At 70.1% G+C, this 20,650-nt stretch carries 18 protein-coding genes and 1 tRNA gene; 6 read left to right on the forward strand and 13 right to left on the reverse strand.

Features of this window, described 5'->3' with window-relative positions:
* The 3 genes from ACR9ZK_RS13605 to ACR9ZK_RS13615 all read right to left on the reverse strand — a co-directional run.
* The coding region (locus tag ACR9ZK_RS13605) for an AAA domain-containing protein (RefSeq protein WP_481342478.1) at positions 1-2,038 on the reverse strand (2,038 nt) is incomplete at its 3' end.
* Between the two features lie 183 nt (positions 2,039-2,221).
* Positions 2,222-2,599, reverse strand: coding sequence for a hypothetical protein (locus tag ACR9ZK_RS13610; protein ID WP_481342479.1), 378 nt, complete (start codon positions 2,597-2,599; stop codon positions 2,222-2,224).
* A 274-nt stretch (positions 2,600-2,873) separates the two neighbouring features.
* Positions 2,874-3,608: a hypothetical protein gene (locus ACR9ZK_RS13615; RefSeq protein ID WP_481342480.1), complete on the reverse strand. Its 735-nt coding sequence runs from the start codon at positions 3,606-3,608 to the stop codon at positions 2,874-2,876.
* 430 nt (positions 3,609-4,038) lie between these two features.
* On the opposite strand from ACR9ZK_RS13615, the gene ACR9ZK_RS13620 reads away from it, so the two are divergent.
* From ACR9ZK_RS13620 to ACR9ZK_RS13630, 3 genes are all read left to right on the forward strand, one after another.
* Entirely contained in the window at positions 4,039-4,557 is a 519-nt protein-coding gene (locus ACR9ZK_RS13620; RefSeq protein WP_481342481.1) for a hypothetical protein, read from the forward strand.
* Positions 4,558-4,744: 187 nt separating this feature from the next.
* Entirely contained in the window at positions 4,745-5,212 is a 468-nt protein-coding gene (locus ACR9ZK_RS13625) for a hypothetical protein (RefSeq protein WP_481342482.1), read from the forward strand.
* Positions 5,213-5,374: 162 nt separating this feature from the next.
* Positions 5,375-5,450 (forward strand) — tRNA-Arg (locus ACR9ZK_RS13630).
* Between the two features lie 109 nt (positions 5,451-5,559).
* Here ACR9ZK_RS13630 and ACR9ZK_RS13635 read toward each other — a convergent pair.
* Genes ACR9ZK_RS13635 through ACR9ZK_RS13655 form a run of 5 tightly spaced genes read right to left on the reverse strand, consistent with a single transcriptional unit; the run spans position 5,560 to position 11,048 of the window.
* Complete coding sequence (locus ACR9ZK_RS13635; RefSeq protein WP_481342483.1) at positions 5,560-6,783, reverse strand: AGE family epimerase/isomerase; 1,224 nt, start codon at positions 6,781-6,783, stop codon at positions 5,560-5,562.
* A gap of 2 nt (positions 6,784-6,785) precedes the next feature.
* Positions 6,786-7,904 carry a glycerate kinase gene (locus ACR9ZK_RS13640; protein ID WP_481342484.1) on the reverse strand — a complete coding sequence of 373 codons (1,119 nt, stop codon included), beginning with the start codon at positions 7,902-7,904 and terminating at the stop codon, positions 6,786-6,788.
* Between the two features lie 2 nt (positions 7,905-7,906).
* Positions 7,907-8,743, reverse strand: coding sequence for a sugar phosphate isomerase/epimerase family protein (locus ACR9ZK_RS13645; RefSeq protein WP_481342485.1), 837 nt, complete (start codon positions 8,741-8,743; stop codon positions 7,907-7,909).
* Positions 8,740-9,900 (reverse strand): dihydrodipicolinate synthase family protein, encoded by a 1,161-nt coding sequence (locus tag ACR9ZK_RS13650; protein WP_481342486.1) that lies wholly within the window; start codon positions 9,898-9,900, stop codon positions 8,740-8,742. Before ACR9ZK_RS13650 ends, ACR9ZK_RS13645 begins: the two co-directional genes overlap by 4 nt.
* Positions 9,897-11,048, reverse strand: a complete 1,152-nt coding sequence (locus tag ACR9ZK_RS13655; protein ID WP_481342487.1) for a Gfo/Idh/MocA family protein — start codon at positions 11,046-11,048, stop codon at positions 9,897-9,899. Before ACR9ZK_RS13655 ends, ACR9ZK_RS13650 begins: the two co-directional genes overlap by 4 nt.
* Positions 11,049-11,282: 234 nt before the next feature.
* Between ACR9ZK_RS13655 and ACR9ZK_RS13660 the strand changes: the two genes are divergently transcribed.
* A complete protein-coding gene (locus ACR9ZK_RS13660; protein WP_481342488.1) occupies positions 11,283-12,020 on the forward strand; it encodes a sugar phosphate isomerase/epimerase family protein in 738 nt (245 codons plus the stop codon).
* A complete protein-coding gene (locus ACR9ZK_RS13665; RefSeq protein WP_481342489.1) occupies positions 12,017-13,024 on the forward strand; it encodes a hydroxyacid dehydrogenase in 1,008 nt (335 codons plus the stop codon). Before ACR9ZK_RS13660 ends, ACR9ZK_RS13665 begins: the two co-directional genes overlap by 4 nt.
* A gap of 33 nt (positions 13,025-13,057) precedes the next feature.
* Here the strand turns inward: ACR9ZK_RS13665 and ACR9ZK_RS13670 are convergent, their stop codons facing one another.
* The 4 genes from ACR9ZK_RS13670 to ACR9ZK_RS13685 form a co-directional block, all read right to left on the reverse strand.
* On the reverse strand, positions 13,058-14,086 hold the full coding sequence (locus ACR9ZK_RS13670; protein ID WP_481342495.1) for a LacI family DNA-binding transcriptional regulator: 1,029 nt from the start codon (positions 14,084-14,086) through the stop codon (positions 13,058-13,060).
* A gap of 77 nt (positions 14,087-14,163) precedes the next feature.
* Positions 14,164-15,048, reverse strand: coding sequence for a carbohydrate ABC transporter permease (locus ACR9ZK_RS13675; protein WP_481342490.1), 885 nt, complete (start codon positions 15,046-15,048; stop codon positions 14,164-14,166).
* Positions 15,041-15,916 carry a carbohydrate ABC transporter permease gene (locus ACR9ZK_RS13680; protein WP_481342491.1) on the reverse strand — a complete coding sequence of 292 codons (876 nt, stop codon included), beginning with the start codon at positions 15,914-15,916 and terminating at the stop codon, positions 15,041-15,043. The genes ACR9ZK_RS13675 and ACR9ZK_RS13680 overlap by 8 nt, the downstream gene beginning before the upstream one ends.
* A gap of 98 nt (positions 15,917-16,014) precedes the next feature.
* Entirely contained in the window at positions 16,015-17,244 is a 1,230-nt protein-coding gene (locus tag ACR9ZK_RS13685) for an extracellular solute-binding protein (protein WP_481342492.1), read from the reverse strand.
* Positions 17,245-17,429: 185 nt separating this feature from the next.
* Between ACR9ZK_RS13685 and ACR9ZK_RS13690 the strand changes: the two genes are divergently transcribed.
* Positions 17,430-18,071 carry a DUF624 domain-containing protein gene (locus tag ACR9ZK_RS13690; protein ID WP_481342493.1) on the forward strand — a complete coding sequence of 214 codons (642 nt, stop codon included), beginning with the start codon at positions 17,430-17,432 and terminating at the stop codon, positions 18,069-18,071.
* A gap of 105 nt (positions 18,072-18,176) precedes the next feature.
* Here ACR9ZK_RS13690 and ACR9ZK_RS13695 read toward each other — a convergent pair.
* The coding region (locus tag ACR9ZK_RS13695) for an alginate lyase family protein (protein ID WP_481342494.1) at positions 18,177-20,650 on the reverse strand (2,474 nt) is incomplete at its 5' end.

Consider the following 20,650-nt stretch of genomic DNA (forward strand, 5'->3'; position numbering starts at 1 on the left):
GGTCCGGGCGTGCGGCGAGGGCGGCGAGCCGGTCGCGCAGCGCGTCGAGCGGCAGGTCGGTGAGCGGCGGCTGGTCCTCGCGCTGCGGCAGCCGCGCGTCGAGCCAGTCGAGGTCGCCCTTGACCTCGGCGAGCAGCGCGAGGCCCTCGTCGAGTCGTGGGGAGATCTCGGGGCGACCGCCGCCACCGACGAGGGCGTACCAGTGCTCGCGCTGCTCGGACGCGGCCACGAGCCGGTCGTGCAGGTCGGCCGGCGGGCGGCCGGGCCGCAGCAGGCGCCGGGTCTGCCGGCGGATGCGCCAGCGGTCGAGCCAGCCCATCTCGACGTCGCGCGTCTCGCGCCAGTCGCGGGTGGCGGTGGCGGCGATGTGCTCGCGCAGCGGCGTGTCGAAGACCTCGGGCCGGAACACCTCGAGGGTCTCGCGGACCCGGGACATCGTCGCGAACGCCGAGGCCCAGACGTTGATCGACTCGGCGGCCGGCACCTGCGACTCGGCGAGGATGCCGTTGAGGCGGTTGCCGGTGTCGTCGAGGCCGGTCGTGCTGTACCGCGTCGTGATCTCGAGGGCGCGCGACGCGTCGTCGGCGCTGAGGATGCGGGCACCGAACCACGGGTCGTCGCCGTCGCGGACCCACGCGCCGAGGCCGGCGGCGTCGCGCAGCCGACGGCCGAGCTCGACGGCCCGGGCCCGGCCAGTCGCCGACAGGTCGCGCCCGGCGACCCGGACCCGGGAGGTGGGTGGCGGCCTGCGCATGCCGAGCTCGATGAGCGCCTGCTCGGCGTCGTGCGCGCTGACGCCCCACGGCTCGCGCACCTCGTGCAGGGCGCGGACGTGGCGCTGGAGGCGGGCCCGGCGGTCCCGCAGCTCGGCGCCGGTGCCGTCACTGGGGCTGTCGGTGTGCTCGAGGGCGGCGTCGAGGCTGCGGCCGAACTGCAGCGCCGTGGCGCGCTTGTTCGTCGGGCCGTCGTAGGCGTCGAGGACGAGGTCGCCCAGACCGAGACGGTCCAGGCGGGTGAGGACGGCGTCGATGGCGGCGCGCTTCTCGGCGACGAACAGCGTCGACTTGCCCTCGGCGGCCAGCGCCGCGATGAGGTTGGCGATGGTCTGCGACTTGCCGGTGCCGGGAGGCCCCTTGACGACGAGGTGCGCTCCGGCACGGACCGCGTCGATCGCGGCGTGCTGGGAGGAGTCGGCGTCGAGAACGAGGTACTCGTGCTCGGGGTCGGGGTCGGGGTCGCTGTCGGGCACGCGCAGCCGCACCGCCGCCAGGGCCGACTCGTCGCCCGCGAGCGCGGCCACGACATCGTGGTCGGCGAGCGACCCGCCCTGCAGCGCGAGGTCGGCGACCATGGGCAGCTTGGCGTAGGAGAAGGTGCCGAGCACGATCCGGGGCGCGATGTCGAGGTCCGAGACGTGGGCGCACTGCTCGAGCAGCGCCGCGAACACGGGGTGGGCATCGAACCCGGAGGGGCCGGTGGCGAGGTCGGCCAGCGCGTCGCCGTCGACCTCGATCCCCTGTTCGGAGCGCAGGTATTCGCGCAGCACGGGGTTGAACTCCACCTCGGGGCCCAGGTCGATCTCGAAGTCGTCCTGCGCGGCGCCGGTGGGCCGCAGCACGCAGGCACGCAGCAGCACGGGCGCGGCCGGCGGCCGTGCGGCCCGCGGCACGGACCACGTCGCCATCCCGATGGCGACGAACCCGGCGGCGATGCCGCGCTCCTCGCGCAGCTCGAGCGCCTTGGCGCGGATGGCGCGGGCGCGACGGCGGGCCTCGTCGAGGGCCGCAGGCTCGCGGAACAGGTCGGACAGGCGCGTACGACGCCCCGCGAGCAGCATCGAGACCCCGCCGGGGTGCGCGGTGGTGAGGTCGAGCGTGCCGGAGGGGAGGTCGCGGTACCACAGCAGGGTGTTGCGGCCACCGAGGTCGACGAGGGCGCGCTGCCACGTGCGGACCGCCGCCGCGACGCGGTCGGCGCGGGGGTCGCCCGAGGTCGACTCGGCCGGGAGGGCAGGGTCGTGCCTGAGCGCTTCGGTCATTCCTGCAGGCTAACGAATCGGCAACCCACCGCCGGGGACCGACGCCTGTGCGTCGGCTGGGTGCCGCGTCCCGCGTCGGCGGCCGTCGATGCCAGCCCTCGGACGCGTCCGGAGGCGTGCGGACGCGTGCGGTGGGCTCCGGAGCGGACGCGACACGGCGGAGGGCATCGGCTCAGGCGCAGCTCAGGTGCAGTCGATGGTCGGCGCGGTGGGCAGGCGCCGGAAGGTCTCGTGGTGCCCGACGTCGTCGGAGAAGAGTGCGGTGTCGTCGCTGAGCACCACCCGGCCGGCGTGGTACGGGTTGCCCCACCCGGGCGGCGGGTTGCCTCGACCGTCGTCGAGCGGGCCGCCGTCGCGCTCGAACCAGTCGCCGTCGACGACGAGGTAACGCACACCGCAGTGCGTCTCCAGCAGGACGTCGATGGTCGCCGTAGTCGTGCCCATGGTGGTCGAGGGGTCCGGCACCGGGACACCGGACGAGCAGGCGGCCAGCGTGGGGCCGGGGAGGGCTAGCGTGAGCCAGCACGCGCCGGCGCACAGCAGCGCGCGCGTCCCTCCCATGGCTGGCCCTTCGTCGGCGAGTCGTCCGGTCAGTCGGTCTGTCGGTCCCGCCCGGCCAGTATCCCGCGGCGACGTCCGGCCGCGGCACCGACCGCGTCGACGGCTCGCTGCACTCCGCGGGTGTCAACTAGGGACGCGCCGAACCGCTGGCCCGCCCCGGCGACTCCCCCCGCACACGTCGGCCGGTGACGTGTGCGGGGGCGTCCGGTCGCGCAGGGACTGGGGCAGGATGCCCTGCGCGACGGCCGCACCGGCCGTTCGCGCAGGGGAGGCGTCAGCGGAACGAGCTCGGAAAGGCTCCGATGATGCCGCCGCTCAGCATGTCGGCCATCTGGAGGATGTGCGCGTGCACCGCCTCGTAGTCGGTCACGCTGGCGCTGTAGCTGCCGGACAGCTCGTGGGCCGCCTCGGACAGGGTCTGGTCGAGGTGGACCCGCATGTCGTCGCGCATCATGGCCTGGGGCCAGAACCGCGGGTTGGCCTGCGCCAGGAAGTCGGCGATGTCGTCCGCGTTCGCGTACCAGCGGTTCTTGGCGTCAGTGAACGCGGTGGTGTCGCCGGCCTTCGCCGCCTTCAGGACCTCGACGGCGATGGTGATGTGGTCGTGGAGCAGCGCCGTCAGCCGTTGGCCCGCCGCCTCTCCGTAGAAGGGCACGATCGCGTCGCCGATGTCGGTCTGGTTCTGCAACAGCCGATCGGCGGTCGCCGGGAAGCCGGCGGAGCCGTCCGCGAACGTCACGATCGCGAGCCGGGTCCAGGTGACGTGGTCCTCCCACAGCTTGCGCATCTGGTCGTGGAACGCCTGCTGCGCCACGGTTCTCGGCGCCACCTCGTGGGTGTGGGCGAGGGTGACCGGCTGGGCGTCGGCGCTGCCACGAGGAAGCGTCCAGGTGAGGAAGGCGCTGGCGAGGGCGACGGCAAGGAGGGAGAACAGGAAGCCGCGGCGTCTGGGCGGCGCGGGCGACTCGGCCGCGAGGGCGGAGGAGGACGAGGGGCGTTCGGTGGCCATGCGTGGTCCTTCCCGATGCTGATGGTCGATGGTGAACGGGAGGGTTCGCCGCCCCGAGGCGGGAGGCGTCATCCGGACGGGAACCGGCAGGCGAGGCTCTGTGAGCAGTTCGTGTCGATGCGGTGATGGATGCTTACCGCGTGGCGCCACCCGCCCGGCGAGGCCCGCCCGGCGAGGCCGGGCCGGCGCGTTCGCCGCCGGTTCAGCGAGGCGGTAACCGGGGCGTCGCTCCGCATGGGAGCAGGCTGGAGGACCAACGTGCCGATCCCTCCCTTAAGGGACCCCACCTGCGAATGTCCTGTCAGTCCGGCCGGTTCGACGGTGCGCCCGACGACGTCGGCCTAACGTGGCACGCAGCCTGCGGCTCGGGGGCCCAGCACAGGCCCGGAAGACCGGCTCCGATGCCGGCCGTTCTGCGGAAGGACCGCTCATGATCGGACACGGGCTCACCAGGCGTCATGCCACGGCGACCCTCGTCGCGCTGGGTCTCGCCGGCGCCTCAACCATGCTCGGCGCGACCTCGGCGCGCGCGGCCAGCGACTACAACGGGGCCGTCTACCAGGTGGAGATCTCGCTCAACTGCACGAAACCGGGCGCACCGTGCCAGAACATCTTCGGCCTGGGCGGCATCTGGGGATGGATCGCGCTCATGCCCGGCGACGCCACGAACACGTGGGGCATCGGCAACGCGCAGATCGCGGAATGCGGCCACGCGGGCGCAGGTGGTGGCGGAGCGGGCGCTGGGCACGAGGACTACGACCCGGCCTGGCGGGTCATCGTGTCGTCGACGCCGCCGTCGCCGACGACGCCCAAGGACCCGAACAACAGGTACATCGTCATCGACGGGTCCCCGGACGGGCAGGTGTCCCCGTTCATCGTCCCGGCGACGTACGGCCACTACTCGGTGAGCTTCATGGGTGCCTTCGGGCAGGAGCAGATCGCTCCGTGACAGCCGTCCCTGACCTCGGCGGTGACCGGCGGCAGGGATAGGGGGGAGGGGCGGGACCGCAGGCCACCGCGACGTGGCGTGCGGTCCCTGCCGTCCGAGTTCGGCGAGCTCCGGGACGGCCGCGGCGTGCGAGGAGAACAAGCACCCGAACTCGTGCTGGCCACGTCGTGCAGTGCTTCGATGGGTCATGGCTAACGCGCAGCGGCGCCGGAGCGTCGCAGGACGCATCATCGGCCTCGGCCACCTGCTCACAGGTGGGGCGGCGCTGGTCTTCGCCGGCGCGTTGGTCGTGGCGGGGTGGTCACCCATGGCCGAGCTGGAGGGGGTGCTTCTGCCGCTGGGTCTGCTGCTTGCCCTGGTCGCCGGGGTCTTCGTCTACACGGCGGCCATCGTTCTGCGACGTGCACCGGACGAGCGTCGCGGTCCCGCGCTCGTGCTCAGCACCGTCGAGCTCCTCGTCGGGGCTGCCCTGGCGGTGGGGTTCATGAACGGGCGGGCGGGCAGTCCTGCCGACTACCCGGGTCCGCCTCCGAACGCCCACGGGCCCGACGTCGAGTGGAGTGATCCGATCTTCGTGCCGTCGGTCCTGCTCGTGGTTCTCGGCCTCGCCGGTCTGGGTCTCGAGGTCGCGTCCCGGCGCGCGGCCAGACCCTGAAAGGCGTGCTGGGTCCACCGGCGTGCCCGGCGCCCTCGTGTGCGGGGCCGCGGCGGCGGTCCAGTAGCCTGTCCCCGTTGGTCGGCCCGACGGGCCTCGTTACAGCGAGGGTTACAGCGACCCTTTCAGCGAGGTTTCCAGCGAGGGTCTCAGCCATCCCCCGCCCTCGTAGCTCAGGGGATAGAGCACCGCTCTCCTAAAGCGGGTGTCGCAGGTTCGAATCCTGCCGGGGGCACCACACGTTTCCGCAGGTCAGGGCGTGTCTGCGGCACCTCCATCCGCGGGCGTTGGGAACACCGATCCGGGCTGGGTGCCCGTGGGGTGCCCGAAGCCTTGGCGGGGTAAACCTAGGCGTGCGACAACGCGCCAACGAAAGACGTGACCCTCTGCAGCGACGGCAACAGGGCGGCCTGGTAGGCGTGATACACGTCCGGACGGCCGGACCAGACCGTGCTGGCAGGACGATTCTCCGGGTCGAGCTCGTGTTGCCATGACCCGCTGTTGGGGTCGATGAAGAGCCCCTTCGCGTGGTCCCACCACGTGTAGTACAGGGCGAGATGCTCGGAGGTCCCGAGTGCCTCGTACAGCGCCCACGCCGCCGCGATCGCCTCGGTGACAACCCAGTGCAGCCGGTCGCGGACGACCGGTACCCCCGCGTAGTCCGTCGTGTAGACGAAGCCGTCCCGGCCATCCACGTTCCACCCCTCGAGCACCGCGCGGTCGAAGAGCGCCACGGCATCGCTGAGCATCCACGCGGGCGCGCCACCGCCGAGGGCGGTTCGAACCTGCAGAGTCAGCCTCGACCATTCGAAGAGGTGCCCGATGGTCACGCCGTAGGGGCGGAACGGGTGGGCCGGTGAGTCGATGTTGTAGTCCCACACCGGGCTCCAGGTCTCGGTGAAGTGTTCAGGCAGGCGGAACGCGGACTTGGCGGCGAACCCATGCACGACTGCCTCGACGATCGCGGCAGAGTAGGCGACCCACGTGGAATCCCCGGTGATGTCCGCGGCAGCCAGGAGCGCCTCAACCGTGTGCATGTTGGCGTTGACGCCCCGGTAGGGTTCCAGCTCGCTCCAGTCGCGGTTCCAGACGTCGACCGCTAGACCGTCCCTGGGGCGCCAGAACCGCTGGTCGAAAACCTGAAGCGCCTCCTCGAGCAACGCTCGGCCTCGAGGATGTCCGCTCGCTGTCGCGCCGGCGGCGGCCAGGATCACGAAGGCGTGCTCATAGGCTCGCTTGTCCGTGTTCGCAGCGCCGGCCCCGTCGACTGCCGCGAACCACCCCCCGCACTCGTGGTCCTTCAGCGTCGACTCGAAGGCTTTGACGCCATGGTCCACCGCGGTCGCGGCCCGCGAATCTCCCTCGAGTGCCCCCAACGCTGCGACGTGGGTCATCCGGGCAGTGATCCACAGCTCGACTCCCTTGTCCGTGAACAGGCCGCCGGCCCCGTCGAGCCAGCCGAAGCCGCCGGCCGGATGCATGGCTGACAGGGCGAGCTCCAACAGCTGGTGGCGGTGCTCCTTGAGCCAGAGCAGGTGCTCGACGGTGGGCTCGGTCTGGGCGACGGTCATCGTCAGGCCCCTTTTCGTGAGATGCCGGTGGTGTCGGCGCTGGCTCGGCCCGCAAGGCGCATCCCGGCCTGTCGAAGCCACCGAGCGGGGTCGGCCATGGCGTCCTGGGCCGACCCGGCGAGCTCTTCCAGGACGATGAGCTCGGCGACACGCGATGTGGCCTCGGGTGCGGCTTGACCGACGACGGCCCAGAGCAGCGTCGCCGTCCCGGCGGCAAGTGACACGCGGCCGACCACCTTGCCGTTGAAGCTTTGGGCGTCCAGGCGCCCTTCTCCGGTGATCACCAGGTCGGCGCGCGCCGCCCGCTCGTCCAGAGAGGTGAGCCGCGCGATGGCCTCCGAGCCCTTGACCAGGCGACCGCCCCAGAGCGTGGCCAAGCCGAACGCCGTACCGCCGGCCGCGCCGCTGCCTGGCGCGTCGCCGTGGTTGCCGACCACAGCACTCAGCGTCCGCAGTCCGCGCTCGAGCAGCTGGACCTCCTCCGGGCCTGCGCCCTTCTGCGGGCCGAAGGATGCGGCCGCGCCGGCCGCTCCAAGAAGTGGCGCGTCGACGTCCACGAGGACCTCGACCCCGCCAGGCGGCGGGGGAACCAACCGCGAGAGGTCCATGCCGGTCAGGTCGACCAGGTGTGACCCCCCGAGCGGCAGGCGAAGGTGACCAGGTCCCAGAAAGCGAGAACCGAGAGCAGTGAGGGCACCGGCGCCGCCGTCGGTGCTCGCCGATCCGCCCAGTGCCGCGACGACCCGCTTCACCTGCGGGCACGTGGCCGCCGCGAGCAGCTGTTGCCCGAACGCGAACGTGTGAGCTCCGAGCGGGTCGGGTTGAGGCAGCAGCGGAAGTCCGGATGTCACGGCGAGCTCCACGACCGCCGTCCCGTCCGGCAGAAGCAGCCAGGGCGCCATCGCGGGGCCTGCCGGGCCGAGCACCCGCGTGAGGAGGCGTCGCGCGCCAGGCGTGCTCGCCTCGATGACATCCAGCGTTCCCTCGCCGCCATCGGCCATCGGAAGGCAGCAGAGCTCGTCGGACGGACGGATCGCGGCCCAGCCTCCAGCGATGGCCTCGGCCGCGTCCCTGGCGCTGATGCTCCCCTTGTACGAGTCAGGAGCGATGACGACACGCATCGTCAGGCCACCACCACGTCGAGGTACCTGCGCTTCATCGTCTCCAGGACTGCATCGGGGTCGGTCGCCCAGACCTCGGCGTTGAAGATCTCGACCTCGATGTCGCCGGTGTATCCGGCAGCCGTCACCAGCTCGTAGTGGTGGCGGAAGTCGATGTGCCCGTCTCCCATCATCCCACGCGACAGCAGCGAGTCGGCAGGCAGCGGGGTGATCCAGTCGCACACCTGGAAGCTGGCGATGCGGTTCGCGCGACCGGCTCGGGCGACCTGCTGCTCGAGCTGGGGGTCCCACCAGACGTGGAAGGAGTCGACGACGACGCCGACGTTCTCGGCCGGGTAGGGCTCGGCGATGTCGAGCGCCTCGCCGAGGGTGGCCAGCACCCCACGGTCGGCGGTGAAGATCGGGTGCATCGGCTCGAGCGCGAGGCGCACACCATGCTTGGCCGCGACCGGCACGAGCCGCTCGATGCCCTGGCTGACGCGAGCTCGCGCGGCTGGCAGGTCACGGGAGCCGTCCGGCAGGCCACCGACGACCATGACGAGGCAGTCAGCCACCAGCGACGCCGCCTCCTCGATCGCGCGGACGTTGTCCGCCACGGCTGCCTCGAACGCGTCGTCGTCGACCGCGGTGAGGAAGCCCCCGCGGCACAGCGAGGACACGCGCAGCCCGGCGGCTTCGATGAGCGCCTTGGCCCGGTCCAGGCCGATGTCGGCCACCGGCTCACGCCACACCCCGATGGCCTGCAGCCCTGCCCGGACACACCCGTCCACTGCCTCGGGCAGCGACCAGGAGTTCGTCGTCTTCTGGTTGAGCGAGAGCCGCTCCAGCCCGGCACTCACCGGCACAGTCCTGCCGCGGCGAGCAGTGTCCGCATGCGCTCCGCCGCCAGGTCGGGGTCCGGCAGCAGGCCGGCGGCGTCGGCGAGCCGGACCGTGTCGGCCAGGTGCACGATGCTGCGTGCGCTCTGCAGGCCGCCGACCATGGTGAATCCCGGCTGGTGCCCGCTGAGCCAGGCAAGGAAGGCGATGCCGGTCTTGTAGTAGTACGTCGGGGCTGCGAACACGTGCCGCGCCAACGGCAGGGTCGGTGCGAAGGCAGCGTCATAGGCGGCCAGGTCACCGGCGTCGAGCGCGGCCAGCGCGGCTCCAGCGGCCGGCGCGATGGCGGCGAAGATGCCCAGCAGCGCGTCCGAGTGGTGGGTGCCGTCCCCCTTGATCAGCTCGGGGTAGTTGAAGTCGTCTCCGGTGTAGAGCCGCACACCCGCCGGCAGCGCGGCGCGCAGCCCCTTCTCGTGCTCGGCGCTCAGCAGCGACACCTTGACACCGTCGATCCGGTCGGCGTGATCGGCGATGACGGACAGGAAGTTCTTCGTGGCGACCTCGACGTCGTCGCTGCCCCAGTACCCGGCCAGGGCCGGGTCGAACGCGGGCCCGAGCCAGTGCAGGATGACGGGCCGCTCGGACTGGGTCAGCAACCGGTCGTAGATCCGGGCGTAGTCCTCGAACCCATTGGCCAGCCGCGCCAGCTGCCGGCTGGCCATGATGATCGCCTGCGAACCGGTCGACTCGACGAACGCGAGCTGCTCCTCATAGCCGGCCAGGACCTGCTCGAGGCTGGAGACGTCGAAGGCCAGGTGGTCGGTCCCGGCGCCGGACGCGATGCGCGCACCCTCGGCCTCGGCCTGGGCCGCCGAAAGGCGGATCAGCTCGCGGGTGGTGCGCCAGTCCAAACCCATGCCGCGCTGAGCGGTGTCCATCGCCTCTGCGACCCCGAGGCCATGGGCGAACAAGTGCCGGCGGAAGCCGAGGGTCGATTCCCAGTCGAGAACCGCCGGCGCTCCGGGAACGTTCTCGCCGAGCGGACTGGCGACAACATGGGCCGCACCGAACGCGATGCGGGTGCGGGGCGGCGCGTCCGGGGACGTCCACGCGGTGGGCTCGCGCAGCTGCAGCCGCTGCCAGCTGCCGTCGCTTCGAGGCAGGTCCAGGACGGTCATGCCGACAGCTCGCCGAGCTCGATCCGCCGACCCTGCGCCGAGGACTCCAGCCCGGCCTCGGCCAGTCGGACACCGCGCGCGCCTGCGAGGAAGTCGTAGGGGTGCTCGCCCTCACCGAGGACGTACCGCAGGAACTGCTCCCATTGGGCCTTGAACCCGTTGTCGAAGACCTCGTTGTCCGGCACCGGGTGCCACTGCTGCCGGAACGGGGTCGACTCGACCAGGTCGGGGTTCCAGACCGGCTTCGGCGTCTCGGCTCGGTGCTGGGCGACGCAGTTGTGCAGTCCCGCGACCGCGCTGCCTTCGGTGCCGTCGACGTGGAACTCGACGAGCTCGTCGCGATGCACCCGCGTGGCCCACGAGGAGTTGATCTGGGCGATGACACCGCCCTCGAGCTCGAAGATGCCGTACGCGGCGTCGTCGGCGGTCGCGGTGTACGGCTGGTTCCGCTCGTCCCACCTCTGCGGGATGTGCGTGACGGACTTGGCCGTGACCGCCTCGACCCGGCCGAAGAGGTTCTCCAGCACGTAGTTCCAGTGACAGAACATGTCCGTGGTCATGCCGCCGCCGTCCTCGGAGCGGTAGTTCCAGCTTGGACGCTGCGCGTGCTGCCAGTCCCCCTCGAACACCCAGTAGCCGAACTCCCCACGGACCGACAGGATGCGGCCGAAGAAGCCGCCGTCGATGAGCCGCTTGAGCTTGAGCAGCCCCGGCAGGTAGAGCTTGTCGTGCACGACGCCGTTCTTGACACCGGCCTCCGCGGCAGCGCGCGCCAACCGCAGAGAGCCCTGGAGCGACTCCGAGATCGGCTTCTCCGTGTAGATGTGCTTGCCTGCGGTGATCGCCTTGAGGATCGCTTCCTCACGCACGGACGTCAGCTGGGCGTCGAAGTAGATCTCGTCCTCGGGGTTGGCCAGCGCGGCGTCGAGGTCGGTGGTGTACCGGTCCACGCCGTGTCGCTCGGCGATCTCCTTGACCTTCTCCGGGTTGCGCCCGACCAGGATCGGCTCGACCTGCACCCGTGAGCCGTCGGCCAGCTCGACGCCACCCTGGTCACGGATGGCCAGGATCGAGCGCACGAGGTGCTGCCGGTAGCCCATGCGGCCGGTGACGCCGTTCATGATGATGCCGATGGAGTTGGATGTCATGTCCCGTCCTCAACACGTAGCGGAAAGCGCTTGCCATCAACGGTATCACCTCTCAACATGAAGCGGTAAGCGTTTCCCGGACGCGTGCGACCAGCCGTCGCTCACGATGGAGTCCGGGCGAGCGGTGGTGCGGAAAGCGGTTGCCTGCCATACTCACGCCAGAGTGGTTCGTGGTCCCCGAAGGAGTCAGCAGTGCTGGATGCGGTCCCAGATCGCCACCTCGGGTTGTGCTCGGTGACCTTGCGGAAGCTGTCCGTGGAGCGCGTGGTCGAGGTGGCAACACGTGCGGGGCTGGGCTGCATCGAGTGGGGCGCCGACGTGCACGCGCCACCTGGTGACCTCCCCCGGCTGGACGAGGTTCGCCGGCGCACCGAGGACGCCGGCCTGCGCGTGGCCTCCTACGGCTCGTACTGGCGTGCGGGGGTCGATGACATCCGGCAGGTCCGACGTGCCATCGAGGCGACGCAGAGACTCGGCGCCCACCGTGTCCGCATCTGGGCCGGTGCGGTGGGATCGGCGCACACCGATCCCCCGACGCGCCAGCGCGTCGTCACGGCGACCCGGGAAGCGGCCGAGATCGCTGCGGGACACGGGGTCTCACTGTCGTTCGAGTTCCACGCCGACACACTGACGGACAACGCCCAGAGCACGCTGGATCTCCTCCGGGAGGTGGACCATCCCGCCGTCTCCACGTACTGGCAGCCTCCCAACGACGTCCCCGACGCTGCCGCCGTCCGGACGCTGACCCAGGTGATCGACGCGGTCAGCGCCGTTCACGTGTTCTCGTGGTGGCCGGCAACCCACCGCCTGCCCCTGCTGGGTCGCCGCGACCTGTGGCGTGCAGCCCTCGACGTCCTGGCGACGCGGAAGCCGGTGGACCTCCTGCTGGAGTTCGTCGTCGACGACAACCCAGACCTCGTGGCCCAGGAGGCTCAGGCACTGCGTGCCCTCACGGACGGGAGCACCCCATGACCGAGACGCGCTCAGCGGCACTGGCCATGGCCGCCGATCTTCCACATCGGCTCCTCACCCCTGCCGCCGCGGCCCGCCTGAGATCCGTCTACGACGTGGACACGGCTCGGACGATCCGTGACTTCTCGAACGAGGACGAGGCCGCCCTCGCCGGCGTGGAGGTCCTCATCACCGGGTGGGGCTGCCCTCGCATCAGCGCCGAGGTGCTCGAGAGGCTCCCGAACCTCAAGGGGGTCCTGCACGCCGCAGGGTCCGTGCGCGGCCACCTCGACCCGGCCGTCTGGGCCCGAGGCATCGCGGTCACCTCGGCCGCGCAGGTGAACGCGCTGCCGGTGGCCGAGTACACCTTGGCCATGATCCTGCTGAGCGCCAAGGAGGTCTTCCGCGCCCAGCAGCTCTACCGCCCCGGTGGCCGTGTCGACACCCTCGAGGAATTCAAGGAAGCCGGCTGCTACGGCCGACGCGTGGGGCTGGTGGGCGCCTCGAGCATCGGGCGTCGCGTGCTCGAGCTCCTGGCCCCGTTCGACCTGGAGATCTGGCTGCACGACCCCTACGTGAGCGACCCGGAGGCCGCCCGGCTCGGCGTCCGGCTCGCCGGCCTCGACGAGCTGCTGAGCTCGTGCAGCGTGATCAGCCTCCACGCTCCCCTGCTCGACTCGACCCGGCACATGATCGACGCGAGGCGCATCGGCCTCATCCGGCAGGGCGCCACGCTCATCAACACGGCACGCGGAGGCCTGGTGGACCACGACTCCCTCGTGACGGCGCTGGTCTCCGGCCGCTTCCGCGCCGTCCTGGACACGACCGACCCCGAGGAGCCACTCCCCCACGGCTCGCCGCTGCTCCACCTGGACAACGTCGTCGCCACCCCGCACGTCGCGGGCGCGGTCGGCAACGAGCTGTTTCGCCTGGGGGATCACGCCGTCGACAACGCGGTCCGTCTCGCAGAGGGCCGCGAGCTCGTCGGCGCGGTCACCGCCACGCAGCTGCAGACGATGGCCTGACCGGCCTGTCCGGTCAGGCGCCGGCTGACGGCCCTAGCCTATCGGTCGGGGCGGGGTGCTCTCGCGGATGAGGACCTCGCCGCGAATTCGGCGGGTGCGGTGCGGCTCCCCCTCTGCGGCCGTCGTGACGAGCTCGAGCGCGGTCTCGCCCATACGCTCCAGCGGCAGGCGAACCGTGGTCAGCTTCGGATGCACGTCTCGAAGGGTCGCGATGTCATCGAAGCCGGCAAGGGCCAAGTCCTCGGGCAGGCGCAGTCCTGCGTCCCGGCAGGCGGCCATGGCCCCGACGGCCATGACGTCGTTGACGGCCACGACGCAGTCGAGCCCCTCCCCGGACGTCAGGAGATCACGCATCGCATCGTGCCCGCCGTCGCGCGTGAACGCACCCTCGAGGACCACCGGCGCGGACAGTCCCGCTGCCGCGAGGCCGTCGCGGATGCCTTGGACGCGATCGCGGGCGGTCAGCAACCGCGTCGGCCCTCCCAGGACCGCGAACCGCTGGTAGCCGAGTGACGCCAGCTGCTGGGCCAGCGCCTTGGCCCCGCTGCGGTTCTCGACGACGACCGTGTCCAGCGGGAGCTTCTGCTGGCTGATGACCACGACGCGACCCCCGGCGCGCTCGAAGGCTTCGCACTCCTCTCGCAACCGAGCCAGCAGGTCGGGATCGTCGACGCGGCTGCCGGCCAGGATCACGGCCCGGCTCCGCTGTCCCCGCAGCACCTGGACGTAGTCGAGCTCCCGCTCCGGACGCCGCATCGTGCTACCGAGCGTCACGAGCAGGTGCTGGTCCTCCGCGGCGCGCATGACCCCCGCGGCGATGGCGGCGAAGTAGGGGTCCGAGATGTCGTGGACGATGAGCCCGACCACATTGGTCCTGCCCCGCGCCATCGCCTGCGCAGGTCCGTTGGCCGCATAGTTCAGCTTCGCCGCGGCGGCGAGGACGCGCTCCTTGAGGTCCTGCCGAACCTTGCGGGTGCTGCCGTTGAAGGCGCGTGAGGCGGTCGCGAGGGACACACCGGCCTCGTTGGCGACGTCTTGAAGCGTTACCGGCCCCGGCGACATGGCATTCACGGCAGATCCTTCGTCGAGTTGGCGGGCAGGCCACGGGAAGCGCCTTCCGAGATGCTAGCGCGCTCCGGTCAGCCCTTGAGGCCGGCCGAGGCCATCCCCTCGATGAAGTACCTCTGGGCGGCGATGAACAGGGCGATCATCGGGAGCACCGCCAGCGAGGCGCCCGCCATCAAGTAGGCCCACTGCACGTTGAGAGGGTCCTGCGAGAAGATCGCCAGGCCGACCTGGATCGGCCGAAGTGAGTCGTCCCGCGTGATGAGCAGAGGCCACAGGAAGCTGTTCCACGCAGCCCCGATCTGGAAGACCGCAATGGTGATCACGGCAGGTCTGATGAGCGGCAGCATGATCCTGACGAAGACCCCGTACTCGGACAGCCCGTCGACCCGGGCGGCCTCGGCGAGCTCCCCCGGAAGGCTGACGAAGAACTGGCGCGCCAGGAAGATGTAGATCGGGGCGATGGCGTGCGGAATGATGAGACCCCACCACGAGTTGAGCCAGCCGGTACCGCCCTGTCCCGTGATGCCGTTGCCACCGAAGAACGGAATGGACTTCACCACGAGGAACTCTGGGATGAGGATCGCGTAGAACGGCACCATGATGAGGACGACGACGAACGCGTTGAGCGCCTTGCGGCCCCGGATCGGCGTGCACGCAAGGGCGTAGCCGGCGGACGTGGCAAAGGCCAGGGTCAGGGCCGTCTGTCCGACCGTGAGCAGCGCCGTGTTGAGGAAGTAGCGCGCGAAGGGGGCAGCCGCCAGTGCCTCCGTGTAGTTCTGGAACCGCAGCTGCTCGGGGATCCAGGAGAACTCGGTGAGCTCGGACGGCGACTTCAGCGACGTGAGCAGCATCCACACGAACGGTGCGACCATCGCGACGGCGCCCAGACCCATGACGGCCGTCAGGGCGTACACGCCGCGGCCACGGCGACCGGGGGCGGTGTGCGGCCTATGCATCGGAGCTCACCTTCTGAAGCCGCAAACCGACCAGCGTGAACACGCCGATGAGCACGACCAGCACGACGGACTGGGCAGCCGCATACCCGAGCTTGAGGCCCTGGAACGCCTCCTCGTAGATCTCGTAGGTCATCACCGTCGAGCTCGACCCGGGCCCGCCCTTCGTCATGACGAAGACCAGGTCGAACACCTGGAAGGAGGCGATCGTCGAGGTGACGAAGACGAAGAAGTGGGCAGGGCCGAGGGCTGGCCAGGTGACGTTCCAGAAGGTCTGCCACCGGTTGGCGCCGTCCAGCTGCGCAGCCTCGAGCTGGTCCCGGCTCACACTCTGAAGGGCCGCCAGGTAGACGACCATCTTCGCGCCGAGGCCCTGCCAGACCCCCACGAGCATCAGCGACGGCAGTGAGAGGTTCGGGTTGGTGAGCCACCCTTGGGGCGGCAGTCCGAAGAGGCCCAGGACGCTGTTCGCCAAGCCCACGTCCGGCTGGAAGATCCAGAGCCACACCGTCGCGACCGCGACCGTCGCAGTGACCTGGGGCATGTAGTACAGCACGCGCAAGGCCCCCCGGGCGCGGATACCCGAGTTCAGGCCCAGCGCAATCAGCAGAGCGACCGCCATGGCGACGGGGACCGTCACCAGGGTGTAGAGCACCGTGTTGACCAGTGCCGTCCGCCAGCGGTCGTCGGACATGAGCTGGAGGAAGTTGTCGGCGCCGACCCAGTGGTAGCCACCCAGGAACTGGTAGTCGGTGAAGCTGAGCGCCACGAGCATGACCATCGGCAGGAGCAGGAACACCGCCGCGTGGATGAGCGCCGGCGCCAGCATCACCCAGCCGGCGCGCTTCTGCGACGCTTGCAGGTCCTTCACGGGTCGCCTCGTGGCCCCCGGTGGCGGGGCAGTCTTTCGCCCCGCCACCTCGGTCCTGATCGCTGTCATGCTGACCTGCTTCCGGTCGATCGCCGTGACTACTTGCTCGCCAGGCCCTGCAGCACGGTGGCCGCGTCGGCCTTGCCGAGCAGCACCGTGTCCAGCTGCGCACCGAAGTTGTTGCGGACCTCCAGCCAGTTGGTGCTGCCGCCCTCGAACACCATGTGGTCCAGCTGGGTGGCCGAGAAGGCGCTCGCGGGGTTGCTCTTCACGACGTCGAGCTGGTCGACGCCGTCCACGGCCGGGACGCCGAAGTTGAGCTTGGCGATGTCCGAGGCCGCTTCCGGGGAGCTGAGCAGCTTGACGAACTCGTAGCTGGCCTTCGGCAGCTGCGACTGGGCGCCGACGGATGCGAGCTGGCCGCCGGAGAACATCGCGGTGTCCTGCTCCTTCAGGTTGAAGAACGCCAGGTCGTCGCACCGTGCCTGCCCCACCTTCGCGCAGTCGACGTAGCCGCCGGCCACCCCCATGGCCGCCTTGCCGGTGAAGACGAGGGGTTGGCCATCCGGGGATGCGAGCCCGAAGTCACTGACCTTGTCGTCGTTGATGAGCGAGGCCATCTCGTCGAGCGCCTTCACACCCTCCGGCGTGGCGAAGTTCGCCTTGCCGTCCTTGTACATCGGCTGCCCGAGGGAACCCAGGAAGGTGACGAAGTCCTGACGGTAGGCCGACGGCGGGGCCCAGAAGTCGAACCCCGCCTGGGTGATCTTGCCACCGTCGCGCTTGGTGAGCTTGATGGCATCCTCACGAAGCTCCGCCCACGTCTGCGGAGGCTTGGTCGGGTCCAGGCCGGCGGCGGCGAAGGCCTTCTTGCTGTAGGCCATCGGCTTGGGCCCGAAGATGAGGGGCACGGCGTAGATCTTGCCGTTGTACTCTGCGGCCGGCAGGGCCGGGGCCGCGCCCTTGCTCAGACTGTCCTTCGTGACACCGAACTCGCTGAGGTCCTTGAAGACCCCCTTCGATGCGAACGGTGGGATCCAGCCGATGCCGGTGACGTACACGTCGTAGCCCTGGCCGGAGGCGATGGAGGTGGAGATCTTCTCGTTCAACGTGCCGAACGTGGCGAAGTCGGGCTCGACCTTGACGTTCGGGTACGTCTTGTGGAACGCGTCGATGACTTTCTGGAGGGCCGCCTTTCCGTCGTTGCTCGCGGGGTACGAGGGCACGAGCACGCGGATGGTCCCGGATGCCGATGCGGGGTTGTCGTCGGCACCGCCGCCGGAACCGCTGCCGCTGCCGCAGGCGGACAGGGCTGCGACGGCGGCCACAGCCACCACTGCGGAGGGGGCGAATCGCTTGAACACTTGAGCCTCACTTCGTCGAGCGGAATGCGCTTTCCCGCCAACTATAGGTGTAGGTTGATCGGACGGGCAAGCCCTTTCCCGCTTCCTTTGCAACCCAGTTCGCTACCGCAGGGGTCGATGGCACACGGTGCCAACGATAGGAGCCACGCATGTCGCCCAGCCGGCCGAGGCCCGACGGCAGACCGGCCGCACGGCCGACCAGCCCCGGGGAGCTGCCCAGATGGCTCGCTCTTCCCGGCTACCTCGTCCTCCTCAACCTGCTCGCACTGCTGGCCTCACTGCCCGTGGTGACGGCGGCACCGTCCGCGATCGCCCTCCAACGCGTGCTGGAGCGGGTTCTGAGGGATGAGGAACCCGCTCCCTTGGCAGCCTTCTGGCGATCATGGTCGCGCGCCCTTCGGGACTGGACGCTGGTCGGGCTGGTGCTCGCAGTGGGTTCTGCCGGCGCCGTGCTCTCAGCGGTCTTCTGGCTCCAGGTGGCCACCCCCGTGGCCGCCGTCGCGCTGGCCTTCCTCCTCGTCGCGACCGCCGTGGCGACGGCCACGTGGCTGGCGGTGCTCGAGTGCGCGTCTCACGCGAACCCTCCGACCGTGCGCCGGGCCGCGCGCTTGCTGCCTGCCGTCCTGATGCGCTCCCCCCTCGCTGCGGCGGGCGGTGCGGTGCTCACCTTCGCCTGGATGGCGCTGGTCGGCCAGAGACCGGCCCTCCTGCTCGTGGCCGGCCCCTTGGTTCCTGCAGTGGTGAGCAGGTGGGCGTTCCACGGGCGCGCGGCGTCACACGAGGAGCCCTAGCCACTACTGCACCCCGGTGCGCGGCCCGACCGAGCCGCTCGAGGCCGCCTTGGCAGCGGTACCAGCGAAGGGTGGAGCGCCGCCGCGCTCCACCCTTCGGCGGAGTCAGTCAACGACGCGGCACTCCCGGACCTGCACGTTGCCCTTCGTGTCGCAGTAGACGTGATGGGTGCCGACCGCGTAGGTACCCGCGGCGTTGTTCGCGATGCTGAACGTCCTGGTGGCGACCTGCTGTGACCCGTCGGTCATCGAATCCGTCACCGTGACCGTGAGATCGTTCTGGCTTGCGGATCGCCGGACCACGGATGCCGACGCATCCGTGGCGATCGGCGTCGCAAACGAGAAGAACAACGAGTTCGCGGCCGTGGATGCCGGCGTCGCCGTCTCCTGTTGAGTGCTGAGCCGAAGGCGGACCTTCGCGTCGTTCGGCGTGGAGGGCGATCCCTCGACCGCCAGGTCGACCAGACGCCCGTCGTGCGCCAGGTAATAGCGCCCGACGCCGGTGCTGCGGACCGCGAACTTCTCCGCTTCCCCCACCTCGAGCGGCCCGGCAGCGATGACGTTCTCGCCCCCGACGGTCGTCGAGGTGACGCTGAGGAAGCGCCCGGTCGTCGCATCCTGGAGCGAATAGGTCTCGTCCGGATTGGTCACCAAGCGGAAGTACGGCGCGTGCTTCTGCTCGGCACTCACGGCGACTGTGGAGTCGTCCTGCACCGCCAGGTAGGAGTTCAGCGTCTCCGTGGCGTAGTCAGCGGGGATCGTCCCTCCCGGGGTCAGTGTCCGTGCGGCGAGTGGCGCGTCGCCCCACTTGCTGACCTCACCCCACGTGCGCTGGTACCACGGCGTGAGCATGGTTCGCAGCTGGAGGTACGGGGCCACCGCGCCGGTTGCCGGCCCGTTGTACATGGTCAGCGTGTCGAAGTTCACGTTGTCGAAATGGACGAAGCTCTCGGGTCGCGACGCCTGCGCCGCCCGCTGCAGCCACGTGGTGTCCACGCCGGGAACCTTCGAGTAGTGCGCGAGCGCATTCTCGTAGACCGGCCGGAGCTGACCTCGCAGGATCGACTGCTCGTCCATCGTGGTCCAGTAGGCGGAGCCGTCGGTACGGCCGAAGATGTTCGGCACAGGCTCGGCGCGCAGGTCCCCTTCCCCACTGAAGAGGTTGTACTGGGCCACCCAGTTGAACGCCCGAGCCAGCTTGTTGTCGTCCAGGCTCCACAGGTCGACACCCTGGCTCTCCGCGATCCTCGAGATGTCGGCCATGAGCCCGAGACCGAGCTGCGCGTGCGCCTGGTCGCGGGCACTCTCGTGCACCTGCCCCCAGTCCGTGACGTAGTTCTCGATGGATCCGTTGATGAAGGGGCTCTTGTACATCGAGATCGCTCGGTCGAAGATCGGCTTGCTGTCGGTCAGCACCCCGATCGCTTCGAGCGAGGCGATCGCCGCGCCGTCCCAGTTCCCGTTGGCGATCATCGGGGCGCCTGCATCCTGGATGTCGGGGTAGACGACATCCAGCATGAGCCGCTGGAACGAGGCGAACCCCGCGTCCGAGTAGCCGGCGTATCCGCCGTGGTAGTAGCGGACGATCTCAGCCGCGTTGACGTACTTCAGCGTGGCGAGGCCTGCCCCGAGGATCTGGTCGCGACCGTCGATCTGCTTCAGCGTCGATGACCAGCCGTCGAGGATCTCGACCACCTTCTGCGCGTATCGGTCGTCGCCCGTGATCACCCACCGCAGTGCGAGGAAGTAGGCGGCGGCGCCCGAGGTCTCGTAGTCGGAGATGTTCCCCGATCCCACGGGCGACCCGCGGCCGACGGCGGTGCGGAAGACCGGTTGGAAGTCCGGCGACGACATCGAGTACGGAACCGAGTTCTTCAGGCGCAGGTAGTCGGAGTACCAGGGTTCCTCCTTCTTCGCGATGTGGTCGTGCATGGCCTCCAGCTGCGCACCCGTCAGCGAGACCCCCGGGTGGTTGAAGATCTGCACCTCGACCGTGGTCGTGACCGCAGCGGGCCCACCGTCGTATCGGACGGTGTACTCGTGCACGCCCGTCGTGACGCCGTTGAGCGTGGCTGCGAGCACCTTTCCGTCGAAGGAAGCCACGGCGTCGCCGTCGACCGTGTAGTGGGCGGCATTCGTGTCACCGTGGACCGGAAGCCAGGCGAGGCGGACCGACGAGCCCGTGACCGACTGCTGGACCTCGAGCAGTTCGGACTGCACGGGAGTGAAGGTGAACAGGTGCTGGGTCCGGTCACCGGGTGTGACCGCTAGACCGCTTCCACTCGCGTGCACGGGGGACACGGCCGCCTCGGCGCCGTCGCGCAGGGCTGCGAGGTGGCTCGCGATCGTGTACTTCCCGGATGCGGGATAGCCCTTGATGGAGAAGCGCTCGTTCCACGCTGCATCGGCTGCCGTGGCCGTGACGAGGTAGTCCGCCCCGGACTTCGAGTAGTACGGTCTGCCCTTCGCACCCTCGTAGTTCTGGATCGTCAGGTACTTCCCGGTGTCCAGGCTCTTGATGGCGTAGGAGGTCTGCTGCCCCGCCGCCCAGTCCTTGGTAGTCGGCCGCGGTGTACCTG

Source organism: Monashia sp. HAY1-5C (genome assembly GCF_056755255.1).